This is a genomic window from Streptomyces sp. NBC_00178, assembly GCF_036206005.1.
Taxonomy (GTDB): domain Bacteria; phylum Actinomycetota; class Actinomycetes; order Streptomycetales; family Streptomycetaceae; genus Streptomyces.
Genome location: NZ_CP108143.1, coordinates 3,249,338 through 3,266,395 on the forward strand (window position 1 = coordinate 3,249,338; position 17,058 = coordinate 3,266,395).

The 17,058-nt window shown below is 71.2% G+C and carries 19 protein-coding genes; 7 read left to right on the top strand and 12 right to left on the bottom strand.

Going from position 1 to position 17,058, the window contains the following annotated elements:
* Positions 1-48: 48 nt before the first annotated feature.
* Positions 49-456, top strand: coding sequence for a PLD nuclease N-terminal domain-containing protein (locus OHT61_RS13950; RefSeq protein WP_329038340.1), 408 nt, complete (start codon positions 49-51; stop codon positions 454-456).
* A gap of 38 nt (positions 457-494) precedes the next feature.
* On the opposite strand, the gene OHT61_RS13955 is transcribed toward OHT61_RS13950, so the two are convergent.
* Positions 495-935: a MarR family winged helix-turn-helix transcriptional regulator gene (locus OHT61_RS13955; RefSeq protein ID WP_329038342.1), complete on the bottom strand. Its 441-nt coding sequence runs from the start codon at positions 933-935 to the stop codon at positions 495-497.
* A 176-nt stretch (positions 936-1,111) separates the two neighbouring features.
* Between OHT61_RS13955 and OHT61_RS13960 the strand changes: the two genes are divergently transcribed.
* Both OHT61_RS13960 and OHT61_RS13965 read left to right on the top strand, forming a co-directional pair.
* A complete protein-coding gene (locus OHT61_RS13960; RefSeq protein ID WP_329038344.1) occupies positions 1,112-1,807 on the top strand; it encodes a type 1 glutamine amidotransferase domain-containing protein in 696 nt (231 codons plus the stop codon).
* Positions 1,804-3,126, top strand: a complete 1,323-nt coding sequence (locus tag OHT61_RS13965) for an aldehyde dehydrogenase family protein (RefSeq protein ID WP_329038346.1) — start codon at positions 1,804-1,806, stop codon at positions 3,124-3,126. Before OHT61_RS13960 ends, OHT61_RS13965 begins: the two co-directional genes overlap by 4 nt.
* A 72-nt stretch (positions 3,127-3,198) precedes the next feature.
* Here OHT61_RS13965 and ccsB read toward each other — a convergent pair whose 3' ends face one another.
* From ccsB to hemL, 7 genes are all read right to left on the bottom strand, one after another.
* Entirely contained in the window at positions 3,199-4,281 is a 1,083-nt protein-coding gene (ccsB, locus tag OHT61_RS13970; protein WP_329038348.1) for a c-type cytochrome biogenesis protein CcsB, read from the bottom strand.
* Positions 4,278-5,990: a cytochrome c biogenesis protein ResB gene (resB, locus tag OHT61_RS13975; protein WP_329038350.1), complete on the bottom strand. Its 1,713-nt coding sequence runs from the start codon at positions 5,988-5,990 to the stop codon at positions 4,278-4,280. Before resB ends, ccsB begins: the two co-directional genes overlap by 4 nt.
* A 4-nt stretch (positions 5,991-5,994) precedes the next feature.
* Positions 5,995-6,756: a cytochrome c biogenesis CcdA family protein gene (locus OHT61_RS13980; RefSeq protein WP_329043248.1), complete on the bottom strand. Its 762-nt coding sequence runs from the start codon at positions 6,754-6,756 to the stop codon at positions 5,995-5,997.
* An 8-nt stretch (positions 6,757-6,764) separates the two neighbouring features.
* Complete coding sequence (locus OHT61_RS13985) at positions 6,765-7,370, bottom strand: TlpA family protein disulfide reductase (protein ID WP_329038352.1); 606 nt, start codon at positions 7,368-7,370, stop codon at positions 6,765-6,767.
* 67 nt (positions 7,371-7,437) lie between these two features.
* Entirely contained in the window at positions 7,438-8,694 is a 1,257-nt protein-coding gene (locus OHT61_RS13990; RefSeq protein ID WP_329038353.1) for a hypothetical protein, read from the bottom strand.
* A 186-nt stretch (positions 8,695-8,880) separates the two neighbouring features.
* Entirely contained in the window at positions 8,881-9,570 is a 690-nt protein-coding gene (locus OHT61_RS13995; RefSeq protein ID WP_329038356.1) for a histidine phosphatase family protein, read from the bottom strand.
* Positions 9,567-10,874: a glutamate-1-semialdehyde 2,1-aminomutase gene (gene hemL / locus OHT61_RS14000; RefSeq protein ID WP_329038358.1), complete on the bottom strand. Its 1,308-nt coding sequence runs from the start codon at positions 10,872-10,874 to the stop codon at positions 9,567-9,569. Before hemL ends, OHT61_RS13995 begins: the two co-directional genes overlap by 4 nt.
* A gap of 293 nt (positions 10,875-11,167) precedes the next feature.
* Between hemL and OHT61_RS14005 the strand changes: the two genes are divergently transcribed.
* On the top strand, positions 11,168-11,764 hold the full coding sequence (locus tag OHT61_RS14005; RefSeq protein WP_329038360.1) for a hypothetical protein: 597 nt from the start codon (positions 11,168-11,170) through the stop codon (positions 11,762-11,764).
* 63 nt (positions 11,765-11,827) lie between these two features.
* Here OHT61_RS14005 and OHT61_RS14010 read toward each other — a convergent pair whose 3' ends face one another.
* Entirely contained in the window at positions 11,828-12,181 is a 354-nt protein-coding gene (locus OHT61_RS14010) for a hypothetical protein (RefSeq protein WP_329038361.1), read from the bottom strand.
* Between the two features lie 113 nt (positions 12,182-12,294).
* Here OHT61_RS14010 and OHT61_RS14015 point away from each other — a divergent pair, with 113 nt between their 5' ends.
* The 3 genes from OHT61_RS14015 to OHT61_RS14025 all read left to right on the top strand — a co-directional run bounded on the left by OHT61_RS14015 (position 12,295) and on the right by OHT61_RS14025 (position 13,665).
* Positions 12,295-12,648, top strand: coding sequence for an STAS domain-containing protein (locus OHT61_RS14015; protein ID WP_329038363.1), 354 nt, complete (start codon positions 12,295-12,297; stop codon positions 12,646-12,648).
* A 184-nt stretch (positions 12,649-12,832) separates the two neighbouring features.
* The gene (locus tag OHT61_RS14020; RefSeq protein WP_329038364.1) at positions 12,833-13,201 is read left to right on the top strand and encodes an ATP-binding protein; all 369 of its coding nucleotides are present in this window, start codon (positions 12,833-12,835) and stop codon (positions 13,199-13,201) included.
* Positions 13,202-13,299: 98 nt separating this feature from the next.
* Complete coding sequence (locus OHT61_RS14025) at positions 13,300-13,665, top strand: STAS domain-containing protein (protein WP_329038366.1); 366 nt, start codon at positions 13,300-13,302, stop codon at positions 13,663-13,665.
* Positions 13,666-13,685: 20 nt separating this feature from the next.
* On the opposite strand, the gene OHT61_RS14030 is transcribed toward OHT61_RS14025, so the two are convergent.
* Genes OHT61_RS14030 through OHT61_RS14040 form a run of 3 tightly spaced genes read right to left on the bottom strand, consistent with a single transcriptional unit; the run spans position 13,686 to position 16,860 of the window.
* Positions 13,686-14,090: an STAS domain-containing protein gene (locus OHT61_RS14030; protein WP_329038368.1), complete on the bottom strand. Its 405-nt coding sequence runs from the start codon at positions 14,088-14,090 to the stop codon at positions 13,686-13,688.
* Positions 14,087-15,181, bottom strand: a complete 1,095-nt coding sequence (locus tag OHT61_RS14035; protein WP_329038370.1) for a cobalamin B12-binding domain-containing protein — start codon at positions 15,179-15,181, stop codon at positions 14,087-14,089. Before OHT61_RS14035 ends, OHT61_RS14030 begins: the two co-directional genes overlap by 4 nt.
* Positions 15,178-16,860 carry a PP2C family protein-serine/threonine phosphatase gene (locus OHT61_RS14040; RefSeq protein ID WP_329038372.1) on the bottom strand — a complete coding sequence of 561 codons (1,683 nt, stop codon included), beginning with the start codon at positions 16,858-16,860 and terminating at the stop codon, positions 15,178-15,180. The genes OHT61_RS14035 and OHT61_RS14040 overlap by 4 nt, the downstream gene beginning before the upstream one ends.
* Positions 16,861-17,058: the final 198 nt, after the last annotated feature.

Genomic DNA, 17,058 nt, shown 5'->3' on the forward strand with positions numbered 1-17,058 from the left:
CGGGGGCGGGACAGCGCCTCCCCATCTCATCTCGGGGGACTTTCCACGATGCTCAGGGCCTTGATGTACCTGCTGCCGCTGGCGCTGACGATCTACGCGTTCATCGACTGCCTGAACACCCCGGAGGACGAGGCGAAGCACCTGCCGAAGGTGGCCTGGATCTTCATCATCCTGCTGTTCTGGATCGTCGGCCCGATCGTCTGGCTCGCCGCGGGCAGACTGCGCACGCCGCCCGCCGGGGGACGCACGCCCTCCGAGTGGCATCGCTCCCACCGCACCACGTGGGTCGCGCCCGACGACAACCCGGACTTCCTCAGGTCGCTGAAGGACGAGAACACGAAGGACGAGGCGCTCCTCAAGGACTGGGAGGCGGACCTCCGCCGCCGCGAGGAGGAGATCAAGCGCCGGGAGGACGGCAGGACCCCCGAGGACCCGGCTCCCCCCGCCGGCGCGTGAGCGCCCGCCTTCACGCATGGCACCAGGGGCTCACGGCGTCATGACGACAGCAGCCGCCCCAGCCGGTTCAGCAGGGGCAGCAGAGCCGTGCGCTCCTCTGGCGTGAGCGCCTCCAGGGCGCCGCGCACCACCCGCATCTCGGCGCGGATCCGGTGCGCCAGCTCGGTGCCCTCCGCGGTGCGGGCGGCCACCTTGGAGCGGCGGTCGCCGGGCGCCGGGGTGCGCGTCACGAGACCGCGGGCCTCCATCCGGCCGATCAGGCCGGTGGCGTTGGACGCGTCGCACACCAGGTGATTGGCCAGCGCACTCATGGGCATGGGGTCATTGAGGGCGATCAGCGCCCGTGCCTGCGAGGAGCTGAGGCCATGCCGTCCGGCGACCACGGTGAGATCGTCGTGGTGGCCCCGGACGACGACCGCGAGGGGCTCCAGCAGCTCGTCCGGATCAGGGACGGCGCGGGGTGCCGGTTCCGTCGTCATGGTCGGTCATCCTTCGATCGGGTACGCGGTCCGGGCACCGGCCGGTCCGGTGCGCCACGCCCCGCATTCATTTGACATGCTCAACTTTTAGCCGTTACATGATCCCTATTGCTTGATCATATCAAGCTCTTCATCGTCGTACGTCTGCGTCTCGCGTCTCGTAGGGAGCACCCCCCATGCCCTCCGTACTCTTCGTCCTCACCGGTGCCGACCACTGGACACTCAACGACGGCAGCGCCCACCCCACCGGGTTCTGGGCCGAGGAACTCGCCGCCCCGCACCGCGTCTTCACCCAGGCCGGCTTCGACATCACCGTGGCCACCCCAGGCGGAGTCGCCCCCACCGTGGACACGGCCAGCCTCGCCGCCGAGGCCAACGGCGGCCAGGAGCAGGCCGACGCCATTGCCTCCTACCTCGCCTCGATCGACGAGACGCTGCGCATCCCGGCCCGGCTCGAGGACGTCGTCCCCACGTCGTACGACATCGTGTTCTACCCCGGCGGCCACGGCCCCATGGAGGACCTGGCCGTCAGCGAGGTGTCCGGGCGGCTGCTCACCGCGGCGCTGGACGCGGGCAGCCAGGTGGCCGTGCTGTGCCACGCCCCCGCCGCGCTGCTGCCCGCCCGGCGGGAGAACGGCGACTGGCCGTTCGCCGGCTACCGCATGACCGGCTTCAGCAACGCCGAGGAGACCCAGGCGGGCTTCGCCGCGAAGGCGCCCTGGCTGCTGGAGAACCGGCTCGTCGAGCTCGGCGCCGACTACGCCGCGGCCGACCCGTGGGCGGTGCACACCGTCCACGACCGCAACCTGCACACCGGCCAGAACCCGGCCTCGTCCGAGCAGCTGGCCCGCGAGATCGTGGCGGCGCTGTGAGCGCCGGGACCGCCGTGGAGACTCCCGCCGACGTGGTCGCCCGGCTCCGCACGGCCTTCCGCACCGGTGGCACCAGGGACCTCGCCCGGCGCACCGCCCGGCTGAAGCGGCTGCGCGCGCTGCTGACCGAGCGCGGGGACGAACTGGCCGACGCGCTGAGGGCCGACCTCGGCAAGAGCCGCAAGGAGGCCTACCGGACCGAGATCGACTTCACCGTCCGGGAGATCGACCACACCCTGGAGCGCCTGGAGGGCTGGCTGGAGCCCCGGCCCGCCCCCGTGCCGGCGGTCCTGGCGGGGGCCACCGCCCACACGGTGCAGGACCCGCTGGGGGTCGTCCTCGTCATCGCGCCGTGGAACTACCCGGTGCAGCTGCTGCTCGCGCCCGTCGCCGGTGCGCTCGCCGCGGGCAACGCGGTGCTCGCCAAGCCCAGCGAGCTGGCGCCCGCCACCTCCGCCGCCCTGGCACGGCTGCTGCCGGAGTACCTGGACGCCGACACCGTCGCCGTCGTCGAGGGCGGCGTACCGGAGACCACCGCACTGCTCGCGGAGCGCTTCGACCACATCTTCTACACCGGCAACGGCACCGTCGGCCGGATCGTGATGGCCGCCGCCGCGAAGCACCTCACCCCCGTGACGCTCGAACTGGGCGGCAAGTCACCGGCGTTCGTCGACCGCGACACCGACCTGAAGACGGTGGCCGCGCGGCTGGCCTCCGGGAAGTTCCTCAACGCCGGCCAGACGTGCGTCGCCCCCGACTACGTCCTGGCCGACCCGGAGACGGCCGGCGCCCTGGCGGACGCCCTGGCGGCGGCGGTCGAGGGGCTGTTCGGCGCCGACGCCTCGGTCAGCCCCGAGTACGGCCGGATCGTGAACGAGCGGCACTTCGACCGCCTGGTCGGCCTCCTGGACTCCGGCCGCACGGTGACGGGCGGGGCCCACGACCGGGACGCGAAGTACATCGCGCCGACCGTGCTCGCCGACGTCGCCCCGGACTCCCCCGTGATGCGGGAGGAGATCTTCGGCCCGGTCCTCCCGATCGTCACCGTGGGCGGGCTCGACGAGGCCATCGCCTTCATCAACGACCGTGACAAGCCACTGGCGCTGTACGCGTTCACCCAGGACCCCTCGGTGCGGGCGCGGCTGCTGACCGAGACCTCGTCCGGCGGGGTGGGCATGGGCCTGCCGCTGGCCCATCTGACCGTGTCGGACCTGCCGTTCGGCGGGGTCGGCGAGAGCGGCATGGGCAACTACCACGGCCGGTACTCCCTGGAGACGTTCAGCCACCGCAAGGCGGTCCTGGACACCCCGCTCGGCTGAGACCCCGTACGCCACGAGGGCGCGACCGCCGTGAAGCGGTCGCGCCCTCGTCGTGTGTGCTGGGGGGTGCCGTCAGACTCCCGCGTAGGAGTGCTTGCCGGTCACGAAGATGTTCACGCCGTAGTAGTTGAACAGCCAGCAGCCGAACGCGATGAGCGCCAGGTAGGCCGCCTTGCGCCCCTTCCAGCCGGCCGTCGCGCGGGCGTGCAGGTAACAGGCGTACGCGACCCAGGTGATGAAGGACCAGACCTCCTTGGGGTCCCAGCCCCAGTACCGGCCCCACGCGTCGCCCGCCCAGATCGCGCCCGCGATGATCGTGAAGGTCCACAGCGGGAAGACGGCCGCGTTGATGCGGTACGAGAAGGTGTCCAGGGACTTCGCCGCGGGGAGCCGCTCCAGGACGGAGGAGGCGAACCGTCCGGGCGTACCGCCGTTCGCGATCTTGTTCTCGTAGCTGTCGCGGAACAGGTAGAGCAGCGTGCCGACGGCCCCGAGGTAGAACACGGCGCCGCAGATGATGGCGGTGGAGACGTGGATCCACAGCCAGTAGGAGTGCAGCGCCGGCACGAGCTGGTCGCTGTCGGTGTAGAGCGTGGTGGTCGCGATGCCGAGGTCCAGCAGGACCGTCGTCACCAGCAGCAGGCCGATCCAGCGGACGTTCTTCCGCAGCGCCAGCAGGATGAGGTACGCGCCGACCGCCACCGTGGAGAAGGTGATGGAGAACTCGTACATGTTGCCCCAGGGGGCGCGCCGTACCGACATGGCGCGCGCCACGACCCCGCCGGCCTGCACGGCGAAGGCGACGACGGTCAGGGAGACCGCGATCCGCCCCCACAGGTCCCCCTTGAAGGTGCCGCCCGCGGCGCCGGGGCCGTCCGGCACGTCACGGGACCCGGCGGCCGAGCGGGTCACGACCTTCGGGCGCTCCAGCACCGCCGTACCGCCGGCCTGCTGACCGATCCGGGCCTTCGCGGCGGACCCGGCGCCCCCCTGACCGCTCAGCGCGGCGGCGGTACGGCCCACCTTGCTGCGGCTGCCGAACACCCACTCCGCGATGTGCGCGAAGAAGGCCAGGGTGTAGACGGCCATCGACGAATAGATCAGCACATTGCTGGTGTGTGCCAGATTCTCGTTGGTTGCGGCGGCGAGACTCACTTCTCAGCCCCTTCGGCAGGTTCTTCGGCAGGTTGTCCGGAAGGTCGTCCGGGCTCGGGTTCGGGATCGGGGTCGGGCGCGCTCGGCGCCCTGTCGTGCAGCGCGGCCGCCAGGCCGGCCAGTTCCTCGGGCAGCTTCGCGGACTCGCTGCGGCCGAGCCCGGCCATCTCGACGACGGTGACGCCGTCCGCCCCGCGCACGGCCCGCACCCACACGCGGCGCCGCTGGATGAACAGCGAACCGGCGAGGCCCAGGATGGCCGCGACGGCACCGGTCAGGGCCCAGCCGCTGGCGGGCTGGCGCGAGATCTGGAAGCTCGCCCACTCCTCGACGCTCTCGAAGGTGATCGAGCCCGCGCCGCCGGGGAGCGCCATGGTCTCGCCGGGGCGCAGGCGCTTCTTGAGCTTGTCCCCGTTGCTGTCCTTGAATTCCTTCATCTGGGACGTGTCGAGCTGGTAGACGTTCTGGGGCAGCCCGGAGTCGACGCCGAGGCTCCCGTAGTAGCCGTTGAGCGCGAGGACCGGGTAGTCGGCGCCGGGGTACTGCGAGAACATCGTGCCCTTGCCGTCACCGGCGAACGTCGGGACGAAGAACGCCTGGAACCCCAGCTGGGTCTTCTTGCCGCTCTTGTCCTTGTAGCCGTCCATCACCTTGATCGCGCCGGTCGAGGTGACGTTGTTGTCGATGGGCAGCAGGGGCACCGCGTTGCGGTACACCTCCTTGCCCCTGCCGTCCTTGACGGAGATGACCGGGGCGTAGCCGTGCGCGTTGAGGTAGACCTTCGTGCCGTCGACGACGAGCGGCTTGTTGACCTCGATGACCTTCTTCTTCGGGGCACCGTCGGCGCCCTCGGAGTAGGTCACGCGCGCCTCGTACGTCCGGGGCGTGCCGCGCTGCGGGCCGCTGCGCTCGTACGTGCCGACGAACTCGTCCAGGTCGAAGCTGAAGGGGGTGAGGTCGTCGTTGTCGAAGAGCGACCCCGACTTGAAGTCGTCGTACTGGGTGATCGTGTTGGCGAAGCCGTCGCCCTCGACCACCAGCTTGCCGCCCTCGGACTTGAAAAGCTGTCCTCCGGCGAACGCGACCAGCATGACGATCAGCGCGATGTGGAAGAGCAGGTTGCCCGTCTCGCGCAGGTAGCCCTTCTCCGCCGCGACCGCCTCCCCGACGGTGTGCGAGCGGAAGCGCCGCTTGCGCAGGATCCCGAGGGCCGCCTCGCGGACCTGCTCCGGGGCGGCCTCGGTGCGCCAGGTGGTGTACGCGGGCAGCCGGGTCAGCGTCCTGGGGGCGCCCGGCGGCCGTCCGCGCAGCTGGCCGACGAACTGGCCGGTGCGCGGGACGATGCAGCCGATCAGCGAGACGAACAGCAGGATGTAGATCGCGGAGAACCACACGGAGCTGTAGACGTCGAAGAACTGCAGCTTCTCGTAGAGCGGGCTGACCGTGGAGTGGGCCTCCTTGAAGGTCTGCACCTTCAGTTCGTCCACGCTGTTCTGCGGGATCAGCGACCCTGGTACGGCGCCGAGCGACAGCAGGAACAGCAGGATCAGCGCGACCCGCATGGAGGTGAGCTGCCGCCAGAACCACCGGGCCCAGCCGATGACGCCCATCGCGGGTACGGAGGCGGCGGATTCCTCGCGCGGGGCGGTGGACAGCTGTGCCCCCGCGTCGCCGAGGTCGCGCTCGTCCGTGGTGTGCGTGTTGCTCATGGACTCAGATCCCCACAGTGAAGCCGTTGGACCAGACCTGCATCTCCTGGATGAGCACGTCCCACGCACCCGTCAGCAGGAGTACCCCGGTCACGATCATCATGCCGCCGCCGATGCGCATGACCCATGCGTAGTGGCGCTTGACCCAGCCGAACGCGCCGAGCGCCCGGCGGAAGGCGACCGCCGCCAGGACGAAGGGGACGCCGAGCCCGAGGCAGTACGCCACGGACAGGACCGCCCCCCGGCCGGCCGTCGCCTGCGTGAACGCGAGCGAGTTGACGGAGGCGAGTGTCGGGCCCAGACAGGGCGTCCAGCCGATCCCGAAGAGGGCGCCGAGCAGCGGTGCGCCCGCCAGCCCGGTCACCGGCCGCTTGTGGATGCGGAACTCGCGCTGCGTCATCCACGGCATGAGGCCCATGAAGAAGATCCCCATGAGGATCATCAGGCCGCCGAGGACCTTGGTGAGCGTCCCGCTGTAGCCCTGGAGCGTCTGGCCGAAGAAGCCGAAGAGCGCGCCGCCGGAGACGAACACGGCGGTGAAGCCGAGGACGAAGAGCGAGGCCCCGGCGACGGTCCGGCCGCGCCGGCTCTCCGCCAGGTCGGCGCCGCTGACCCCGGTGACGTAGCTGAGGTAGCCGGGGACCAGGGGAAGGACGCACGGCGAGAAGAAGGAGACGAGTCCGCCGAGCAGCGCGAGCGGCAGCGCCACTATCAGGGCGCCGCTGAGGACGGTCTCGTTCCCGCCGGTTGCCGCGGCCAGCCCGATCGCCGGGATCACTTCTCTGCGACCAGCGGGTCGATCATCTCGCGCAGCTTCGCGGCGTCGAGCGCGGCGAGCGAACGGGCGGCGATCCTGCCTTCCCGGTCGACGACCACGGTCGACGGGATGGCCTGCGGGTTCAGGGTGCCCTTCGGGAAGCGCAGGAGGAGCTTCCCGGCCGGGTCGTAGAGGCTCGGGTAGGTGACCCCGAAGTCCTCCTCGAAGCTCACCGCGAGGGACTTCTGCGGGTCGCGGGTGTTGACGCCCACGAACTGCACGCCCTGGGCCGCGGTCTCCTCCGACACCTTCTCGAAGTGCTTGGCCTCGGCGCGGCAGGGGCCGCACCAGGAGCCCCAGAAGTTGAGGACGACGACCTTGCCCTTGTAGTCGGCGATATCGAGGGGCTTGCCCCCCAGGGTCGTGCCGTCGAGCTTCGGCGCGTCGGTGCGGTCCGCCTCGGCGACGGTCGAGATCCCGCCACTGCCGGTCACGAAGTTCGTGTTGCCGCCGCCGCCCGCCCTGGTGCCGTCATCACTGCACGCGGACAGGGTCAGCGCGCCTGCCGCAGCGAGGGCGGCGAGCAGGGTGAAGCGGCGTCGGGATGCGCGGCCAGAGCTCATGTGAAAAGTTTCGCATGGCAGTTCCGGGGATCTTGCGCGCCCCCCTCGGTGCCCGTAAAGCCCCTTGTCAGGCTTGTTTAAAGAAGGCGTTCCAGCCGCCGTCGGGCGCCTTGCCGACCTGGAGCGTACGCAGCTTGTCGAGCACCGCCGGGTCCTGCACGTCGAGCCAGTCGACGAACTGCCGGAAGGAGACGAGGCGCACATCCGGCTTGCCCGCGATGTGCTTGAGCGCTTCTTCGACGGCGTCCATATAGATGCCGCCGTTCCACTCCTCGAAGTGATTGCCGATGTAGAAGGGCGCGCGATTCGTCTCGTAGGCGCGGTCGAACCCGGCGATGTAGGCCTCGGCGGCCTGCTTGCGCCATCCCGGATAACGCGAGGGCATGCCGTTGGTCGAATTCACCGACTGGTTGGCGAGGATGTTGTAGTCCATGGACAGGACTTCGAAGGTGTGACCGGGGAAGGGAATCCCCTGCAGCGGGAGGTCCCAGACGCCCTGGCGCTTCTCCGGCCACATCTGGGTTCCGCCGGGTGAACTCGCGTCGTAGCGCCAGCCCAGCTGTTTCGCGGTGGGGAGCAGGTTGTCCTGGCCGAGGAGGCACGGGGTGCGACCGCCGACGAGTTCCTTGCGGTAGTCGAAAGGCAGCGGATCGAGGTCCGTCCAGCCGGTGTTCGTACGCCATTCGGTGACGAAGGAGACGGCCTGGTCGATCTCACTACGCCATTGCCCGGCGGTCCAGTTGCCGACGGATCCGGAGCCCCCGCAGAAATGCCCGTTGAAGTGGGTGCCGATCTCGTGTCCTTCGAGCCACGCCTGGCGGACGTACGTCAGTGTCTGCTTGACGTGGTCGTCGGTGAGATAGCCGATGTCGGAGGCGCCCCTGGGGTTGTTCGGGGGCCGGTAGAGGCTTTTCTTCGACTCGGGCAGCAGATAGAGCCCGGAGAGGAAGAAGGTCATCGCCGCGTCGTGTTCCTCGGCGAGTTCGAGAAAACGCGGGAAGAGCCCGTTGCCGACCTCACCGGCGCCGTCCCAGGAGAAGATCACGAACTGCGGGGGCGTCTGTCCCGGTTCGAGGCGCACCGGGGCGGCGGGCTGCTTCGGCTGCTTTCCGGTGTCCGCCGTGGATCCGTCGCCGATGAGCCTGATGTTCTTCTCGGGAGCTCCTCCGGCGTTGCCGTGGGCCCCCTTGCCGCCTTTGCCGCTCTTCGCGGGTTCCGGCCGGCCGGTGTCCGACGACCCGAGGGAACCGCAACCGGCCATCGAGAGTGCGGCTGCGGCTCCGAGTCCTGCCCCGAGCAGGCCCCTTCGGTTGATTTCACGCATAGCGTCCCCATCTGCGGTCGTATTACCTCAAGGCCATACAAACTGGCGATGGCTTAGATGAGGAAACCAACACGACGGTTCCGCTGATAATCACAAAAGTTATTACGTGAACAGACCCTTACAGATGCTGCACACGATCGCCCGATCGGGGCCGCGCACCGCTTCCGGTGCGCGGCCGGCGGAGCGCTACGCCCCGAACGCCTTGGACTTCCCCTTGACCGGCTTCGCACCCGCGAGCAGATGCGCCGGGACCAGGTCCCGCGCCGGCTCGGTGTAACCGACCGACACGATCTTGTCGCCCTGATAGGTGAAGCTCGTCAGCGAGGCCAGCGTGCACTCGCGCTTGCGCGGGTCGTGCCACAGCCTGCGGCCCTCCACGAAGCTCCGCACGATCCAGATCGGCAGCTGGTGGCTGACGCAGACCGCCTCGTGCCCGCGCGCGGCGTCACGCGCGGCGTCGAGGGCGCCCATCATCCGTACGACCTGCTCGACGTACGGCTCGCCCCAGGAGGGCTTGAAGGGGTTGGTGAGGTGCTTCCAGTTGGCGGGCTTGCGCAGCGCGCCGTCACCGACCCCGAAGGTCTTGCCCTCGAAGACGTTGGCCGCCTCGATGAGGCGCCCGTCCGTGGCGAGGTCCACGCCGTGCGACGCGGCGACCGGCGTGGCCGTCTCCTGGGCGCGCTCCAGCGGGGAGGCCACGACGTACGTGATGTCGCGCTTCTCCAGGTGCTCTGCGACCCGGTCGGCCATCCGGCGGCCCAGGTCGGACAGGCTGTAGCCGGCGCGGCGGCCGTAGAGCACGCCGTCCGGGTTGTGCACCTCACCGTGGCGCATCAGGTGGACGACGGTGATGTCCTTGTCCGGGTACTCGCTCATGCCGTGGCCTCCGATGCGGCGCGGGCGGCGGCCGGCAGGGCGGCGGCGACCCGCTCCAGGGCGCGCTCGTCGTGGGCGGTCGAGACGAACCAGGACTCGAAGGCCGAGGGCGGCAGGTAGACGCCCTGCTCCAGCATCGAGTGGAAGAAGGCGGTGAAGCGGAAGGCCTCCTGCTTCTTCGCCCCCTCGTAGTCGCGGACCGGCTCGTCGGTGAAGAACACCGAGAACATGTTGCTCGCCGCGGACACCGTGTGCGCGACGCCCTCCTTGGTGAACGCCTCGCCGACCAGGGAGCGCAGCTGGGCGGAGACCGCGTCGACCTTCGCGTACGCGGCGTCGTCGAGCAGCCGGAGCTGGGCGAGACCCGCCGCCGTGGCGACCGGGTTCCCGGAGAGCGTGCCCGCCTGGTAGACGGGACCGGCGGGTGCCAGGTGCGCCATCACGTCGGCGCGGCCGCCGAAGGCCGCGGCCGGGAAGCCACCGCCCATGACCTTGCCGAACGTCATCAGGTCGGGCCGCACGCCGTCGATGCCGTACCAGCCGGCCTTCGAGGTGCGGAAGCCCGTCATCACCTCGTCGGAGATGTACAGCGCGCCCTCGGCCGCGCAGATCTCCTTGAGCCCGGCGTTGAAGCCGTCCAGGGGCGGCACGACACCCATGTTGCCCGGCGACGCCTCGGTGATCACGCACGCGATCTCACCCGGGCGCGCGGCGAACGCGGCGCGCACGGCCTCCAGGTCGTTGTACGGCAGCACGATCGTGTCGCCGGCCTGCGCCCCGGTCACGCCGGGCGTGTCGGGCAGACCGAGTGTGGCGACCCCCGAGCCGGCAGCGGCCAGCAGCGCGTCGACGTGCCCGTGGTAGCACCCGGCGAACTTCACGACCTTGGCGCGCCCCGTGAACCCGCGGGCCAGCCGGATCGCCGACATCGTCGCCTCGGTGCCGGACGACACCAGCCGCACCTGCTCGACCGGCTCGATGCGGGCCACGATCTCCTCGGCGAGCGCGACCTCGCCCTCACCGGGCGTACCGAACGAGGTACCCCGGGCCACCGCGTCCTGGACGGCCGCGACGACCTCCGGGTGCGCGTGGCCGAGGATCATCGGCCCCCACGAACACACGAGGTCGACGTACTCACGGCCGTCGGCATCGGTGAGGTACGGACCCGTGCCGGACACCATGAACCGGGGCGTACCGCCCACGGCCCGGAAGGCGCGCACGGGAGAGTTCACGCCGCCGGGGGTCACGAGGGACGCACGGTCGAAAAGCGTCTGCGAAACTGGGGCTTCGTATGAATACGCCACTTTGGTCCTGATCTGCGATTCGGGGGATTCGGGGCCCGGCCGGATTTTCCCGGCCGCCGGTGAGCAGGGAGCACGCCCTCCCCGTATGAGGCTCGTACAACGAAAGGGCGTCAGTCTCCTCGCGTCTGCGAAACTGGGGCGTCATAGGGAAAGCTCACACGTGCCATGGTGTCAGAGGCGTGCACGGTCTTGCGGACAGGTGTTTCACGGCCCGCCCGTGGGGGAGGTCACTGACGATGATCGGGTTGCGCGGCGGGGCTGTGTCTCCTAAGAAGTAGTCGGGTGGATGAGATATGCATCGCGGTGGCGGAGTGGGCGAAGGGACCGACGACCTGGGGCCCGAGCCTGCCCGGCGAGGGCGGCACCGGCGCAAGGCCGAACGCGAGGCCGAGCGCCTGCGGGACGCACCGGCCGGAGGCGTCGACGGTCCGGGGATCAGGAGCAGTGGACGGGTGGGGGTGACCTACAAGTACTTCGGTGCCCCGGACGGGGCCACGGCGGCACGCGTGCCCATCTCGATGCGCCCCGAGGAACTGGGCGGTGACGAGCTGGGCATGGGCGGCATGTTCAGCAAGATCAAGCCCGAGACGGTCGCGGCCATGGTCCTCACCGGCATACAGGGCATACCCCTGCACAAGGTCCCGCCGCTGGAACTCGTGGTGCTCCACCCCGACTACGCGGTGGTCAAGCTGCCCATGACGGTGGTCGACCCGCTGCGGGACGTCGGCGAGGAGTCCGTCGGCGCGGCCGCCTTCATCTGGTCCACCGTCCCGGACCGCGGCGGGCCGCGCGACGCGTTCAACGTCTACCAACTGCTCCACGAGTGGCAGGACTTCTCCCACCGCCTGCACGACGCGGGCCACCAGGCCTACTGCCTGGTGTGGCCCTGACCCGCGCCTCCCCGGAGGGCCGGCCCCGTCGGCGGCCGGTGCAGGGTCCCGGGGCGCGTCGGGTCAGTGGTAGCTGAAGTCGCCCACCGTCCAGGCGTCCACGTCCTCGATCGCGACCCGGTACATGCCGCCGGTCTCCGGGATGCCGACCGCGCCCTGGAGGATGCGGGCGACGTGGAAGTGCAGATGGGTCGGCGGCCCGTCCCTCCCCGTGCGCTCGGCGAAGATCGCGGAGAACTCGCCCAGGTGGGCCGAGTCCGTCAGGACCTCGGAGACACGGCGGCTCCACACCGCCTCGGGGGCCAGCCGGCCGGTGATGACGGCACCGTTGGTGACCACGGTGAGGGACATCTGATTGCTGCGCCCGGACTCCACCAGTGCGGCGATGTCAACGAGCAGCTCGTCAGGCTTCGACATGGCAGCGGATTCTATGCACCGCTCCGGCGGCGCTCCCCGCCGGGACACCCGCCGGCGCCCGCTCCCGGCGGGAGGGGAGGGGGCACTCCGGACGATGTAGGAGGATGAGGCCCATGACGGGAGACGAGAAGCGGGTGGTCGTGGAGACCGCACCCGACGGGGCCGTACTCATCCGGGTCCGCGGCAGTCTGGACGGGTGGGCGGGTTCCACGGAACTGGCCGACGCGCTGACGCGCGCCGCCGACGGCGGCACGAACCGCACCGTGGTGGACCTCTCCGGGGTGGAGTTCGCCGACTCCGCGGGGCTGCACACCCTCCTGGACGGCCGCCGGCAGCACGGCGAGGCGGGCATACCGCTGGTCCTGGCGGGGCCGATGCCCGCAGCCGTGCGCCGGCTGCTGGAGGTCACGGGCACGCTGGGCGCCTTCCAGGTCGCGGACTCGGTGGACTCGGCGTTCGCATGGTGACGGGCCGCGCCCTCCGCGGCCGTTTCGCGGGCGACCGGTGTGACATGGGGCCCGCAGGGCAGGCGGAGAGTGCATGAACGGGGAACAGGAAAAGCCAGTGGACGGCATGGACCCGGGGAACGGCCCGGCAGACGCCGTCGCCAGCGCTGGGGCGCCGGAGGCCGCCGGGCACGGGACGGCTCCCGTGCCCTCGAACGCGGCGTCGGCCCGCGACACCGTCACGGACCTCCTGGCGTCCCGGGCCCTCGGACCGGCCGGGCGCCTGGCGGAGGTCGTCATGGCCGACGCGCTCCTGGTGACCTCGGAGCTGGTGACGAACGCCTTCCGGCACGGCGGCGGGCTCACCGGTTTCTCCGCCGAACTGACCGACGAGGGCCTGCTGCTGGCCGTGGCGGACGCCAGCCCCGACGTGCCGGTCACGTCCCCCCACCCGCCGCGGTCGGCCCACGTGGGCGGCTACGGCTGGCCGCTGGTCTGCCGGCTGGCGGAACGGGTGTCCATCACCTTCCACCCCGGCGGCAAGAGCATCGTCGCCCTGATCGCCCTCCCCTGACGGACGGCGGACCGGCGCCGCGCCGGTTCCACGCCCTCCGGCCGCCCGCCGCCCCTGCCCCGTCGAGACGGCCTCGCACTCCTGGCACACTCGGCGGCATGTCCCGTACGCCCCCGCCCGGTCCCGGACCCGTGCCGCCGCAGACTCCCGTGACCGCCGAGTTCGCGAGCGACGGCTGCTGGGTCGTCCAGGTGCGCGGAGACCTCGACAGCGACACCGTCGACCCGCTGTTCCTCGCCATGTGGGAGGCCGCGGCCAGTCACGACGTGGTCGTCCTGGACGCCACCGCCGTCACCTTCGCCGACTCCTCGTTCCTGAGCCTGCTGATCCAGGTGCACCAGCAGACGCGGCTGCGCATCGCCGCCCCGGGAACCGCCCTGCGGCGCCTGCTCGGCACCGCGGGCGTCGACCATCTGCTGGAGCGCTACGACAGCCTCGACGAGGCCCTCGCCGCTCCGCGCTGACCCTCCCCGGCCGGGGCCGTTCACCCCGGGGGCGTGCGGGGCGGAGCGGGACGGAGCCCGTCGTCCGCGTGTGCCTGTTCGGGCTGCGCGTCCGTCTCCGAGGTCTCGAAGATGCCCCGGATGCCGGTCACGGTCAGGATCCGTTCGAGGAACGCGGGCGGGTCCTCCAGGCGGAGACGCACGCCACGCGCGCTGGTGATCCGGTGGATCTGGAGCAGCGTGGACACGCCCATCGAGTCGCACAGCCGCAGCTCCGCGCAGTCCAGGTGGAGCGCGTCCGGACCATGGGTGTCCAGGCACTCCTGGGCCCGCGCGGCGAGTTCGCCACTGGTGTCGTAGTCCAGGTCACCGCCGATGCGCAGCCGCACCGTACGGGGTCCGGTCTCGACGGTCACCATGAGGAGCGGATGGGGCAGGGCGGTCATGCGGGAACTCCGGAGGTGTGACCGGCAGCCAGGGTGGCGTCCAGCAGGAGACGGGCGTGGTCGAGCAGCCGTACGCAACGGGGGAAGTCCTGGAGTTCGGCCGCGAGGATGTCCAGGGCGGGGCGCAGGGACATGGCCGGGACGCCGCGGGCGGTGAGGATGCCCGCGGTCCAGGTCAGGAAGGTCGTGAGCAGCTCGTCGTCGTCCGTGTAGAGACCGACGGCGAGGCGGTCGACGATGTGGGCGATGTCCTCCGCCGTGTGTTCCCGCTGCCGGTCCGTGTAGGACCTCATCGCCGGGAAGGCGTTCTCCAGCTGGAGCATGACCTCGCGTACGAGCTGCCCCTGGTTGCGGGCGACGTAGGTGTACTCCTGGTCGGCGAGGTGCGGCAGGTCGTCCACCTGCGTGCGGCCGACGGCCAGGTCGGGGGCCGGGATGCCGTCGGCGAGCCGCCGGGCGGCGGTGCGCGCGTCCGGGGCCCAGGCGTTGGCGCCCAGCAGGCGCGCGTAGCGCCCGTCCGGCCCGAAGGCCGCTCCGCCGGCGAGGACGGGAACCCCGATCGCCTGGCAGGCGGTGATCGCCGCGTGCGCGGTGGGCAGCCGGGTGGGCAGGGACGACGAGAGCGCGACGATCTCCGCGCCGCTGGTGTGCAGATGGGAGATCAGGTGCGGGGTGGGGACCTGGGCACCGAGGAAGTCGACCCGCCAGCCTCGCAGCGAGAGGACCTCCGCGAGCAGCCTGGCCGGGAGCACGTGCCATTCCCTGTCGACGCAGGCCACCGTGATCCTGCCGAGGTGCGGGACCGTACGGGTGGCCGGATGGTGGGCGAGCGCCGCGATGACCCGGTCGGCTATCGCGCTCGCGGCGTGCTCCGCCGCGACGGTGAGGCGGTTCGCCGCCCACTCGGTGCCGACCTTCTCCTGGACGGGCGCGATCACGTCGAGCAGAGCGGATTCGGCGTCCAGGCCGTCGTCCAGGGCGGCGAGGACGATGCCCGCGGCGGCGTACTCGTCGCGACCGGTGACGGCGGTCCACAGCTGGTCCCGCAGTCCCCGGAAGTCGTCCGTGCCGGTGGTGACAGGCGTGTTCATGCGGTGTACCTGCCCCGCGTGTGCCCGTTCACCGCACTCAGGTGCGTGGTCCGCGGCGCGGTGATCGCCACGAGGGCCATGTCGTCGTGCCTGCCGTCGCGCAGCCACTGCGACGCGAGCATCTGGATGCGCTCCACCACCGCTTCGCCCGGCATGCCCGCGCAACCCGACAGGGCCCGTGCGAGGCGCTCCTCACCGAAGAGTTCGTCGCCCATCGGGCCGCCTCGCGCCTCGGTGACCCCGTCGGTGTAGAGCAGGCAGGTCTCGCCCGGCTGCAGCTGGACCTCCACGCTGCCGGCCTCGATGTGCGGCAGGGCTCCGACGAGGGTGCCGTGCGTGGTGACCTCCTCGACCGTGCCGTCGTTGCGCACGACGAGCGGGGCGGGGTGGCCGGCCGAGGTGAGCCGCAGCCGCACCTGGTTCTCCGTCCGTACGACGGAGGCGAGCACCAGGGTGGCGAAGCGCGTGTGGTGCGAGTTCAGCAGCGCTCCGTTGAGGAGCCGCAGCATCTTCACGTGGTCGTCGGCCATCGGTGTCAGGGCCTGCAGCGTGTTGCGGATCTTGCCGGTGAGCACGGCGGCGTCCAGCCCCTTGCCGCAGACGTCGCCCAGGACCACCAGGGACGGGTCGGCGTCCGTGCTGCCGGGGTGTACGTCGTAGAAGTCGCCGCCCACCCGCTCGCGCGCGCCGGCCGGCTGGTAGCCGCCGGCGAACTCGACGCCGTTCACCCGGTGGAGGCGGGGCGGCAGGAGGTCCCGCATCAGGGTCCGGGTGATGTCGCTCTGCTCGGCGTAGAGGCGGGCGGCGGAGAGCGCGGCACCGGCGCGGGCGGCGAACTGCCTGGCGAAGAGTTCCTCGCTCTCGCTGAACTCCGCCCGCCCGCTGCTGCGCAGCAGGATCAGGGCGCCCGCGGGCACCCCGTGGCCGGGAAGGGGGGTGACCGCGACCGCCCCGATCGTTCCCGTAAAGCCTTCGGGCAGCATCCACGCGGGCAGGGCGGCCGGGTCGATCCAGCGCGACGGGACGGGCGGGAAGCCCTGGAGCGCCTCGCTCAGACCGGGTACGAGCGACGGGTCGTCCGCGACCAGGACCCGGGTGGCCTCCTGGCCCGCGACGGCGTGCGCGATGGGCATGGTGCGCCCGGACGCGGGTGTGACGACGATCGCCGCGTCGGCGAGGTACCGGGCGGCGAGGCGCGCGGTGGCCAGCATGCACCGCTCACTGTTCAGTGAGGCCATCAGCACGTTGGACGCCTCGGCGAGGAAGGTGGCCCGCTCGCGCTCCGTGGTGAGCGCCGCCTCCGCAAGTCGCTGGTCGGTGTCGTCGACCAGCCACCACACGACGTGCCCGTGAGCACCCCACGAGGGGTGGGCCTCGAAGCTCTGGTCCCCGATGTGGCCCCGGACCGATGCGGGGGCGGCGATGCCCTCCCCGTCCGTCCGTCCCGGAACCGCCCCGGCCGCGGCGAAGTCGGCGTGCGCCCGCGCCAGCCAGGAGGGTGCCGTATCCGCCAGGCCCGTCCCCGCCGCCAGGCCGTCGATCAGTGACACGGCGGCCGCGTTCGCCTCGACGACGGTTCCGCACCGGTCGGCGACGAGCACGGGGTAGGGAGCGGTGACCCACACACCGCTCGTGGGCTGCTCATGAGTGATCGTGGCGGTTTCCTTCGGAGGAGCCATGAGGGGGGGCTCGCCGGGAGCGAGCCGCACCACCTTCCAACTGGACGGACATTACTTTCCCTTCGGCAACCATTGCCCAGACGGGCGTCCGATGGCAACCCGCCCTCGGCTCCCGTCCCCCTCCCGGGGGCCTGACCGGCGTGTTGTCCACAGGCCAGGCCCGGAACCTTCACCGCGTGCGCACGAATCCGGCACCCG

What these genes read in the sequence shown, in the direction of transcription:
- OHT61_RS13950 (WP_329038340.1), top strand. Translation starts at nt 49, where the DNA reads ATGCTCAGGGCCTTGATGTACCTGCTGCCGCTGGCGCTGACGATCTAC.
- OHT61_RS13955 (WP_329038342.1), bottom strand. Translation starts at nt 935, where the DNA reads ATGACGACGGAACCGGCACCCCGCGCCGTCCCTGATCCGGACGAGCTG.
- OHT61_RS13960 (WP_329038344.1), top strand. Translation starts at nt 1,112, where the DNA reads ATGCCCTCCGTACTCTTCGTCCTCACCGGTGCCGACCACTGGACACTC.
- resB (WP_329038350.1), bottom strand. Translation starts at nt 5,990, where the DNA reads ATGAGCAACACGCACACCACGGACGAGCGCGACCTCGGCGACGCGGGG.
- OHT61_RS13985 (WP_329038352.1), bottom strand. Translation starts at nt 7,370, where the DNA reads ATGAGCTCTGGCCGCGCATCCCGACGCCGCTTCACCCTGCTCGCCGCC.
- OHT61_RS13990 (WP_329038353.1), bottom strand. Translation starts at nt 8,694, where the DNA reads ATGCGTGAAATCAACCGAAGGGGCCTGCTCGGGGCAGGACTCGGAGCC.
- OHT61_RS13995 (WP_329038356.1), bottom strand. Translation starts at nt 9,570, where the DNA reads ATGAGCGAGTACCCGGACAAGGACATCACCGTCGTCCACCTGATGCGC.
- OHT61_RS14005 (WP_329038360.1), top strand. Translation starts at nt 11,168, where the DNA reads ATGCATCGCGGTGGCGGAGTGGGCGAAGGGACCGACGACCTGGGGCCC.
- OHT61_RS14010 (WP_329038361.1), bottom strand. Translation starts at nt 12,181, where the DNA reads ATGTCGAAGCCTGACGAGCTGCTCGTTGACATCGCCGCACTGGTGGAG.
- OHT61_RS14015 (WP_329038363.1), top strand. Translation starts at nt 12,295, where the DNA reads ATGACGGGAGACGAGAAGCGGGTGGTCGTGGAGACCGCACCCGACGGG.
- OHT61_RS14025 (WP_329038366.1), top strand. Translation starts at nt 13,300, where the DNA reads ATGTCCCGTACGCCCCCGCCCGGTCCCGGACCCGTGCCGCCGCAGACT.
- OHT61_RS14030 (WP_329038368.1), bottom strand. Translation starts at nt 14,090, where the DNA reads ATGACCGCCCTGCCCCATCCGCTCCTCATGGTGACCGTCGAGACCGGA.
- OHT61_RS14035 (WP_329038370.1), bottom strand. Translation starts at nt 15,181, where the DNA reads ATGAACACGCCTGTCACCACCGGCACGGACGACTTCCGGGGACTGCGG.
- OHT61_RS14040 (WP_329038372.1), bottom strand. Translation starts at nt 16,860, where the DNA reads ATGGCTCCTCCGAAGGAAACCGCCACGATCACTCATGAGCAGCCCACG.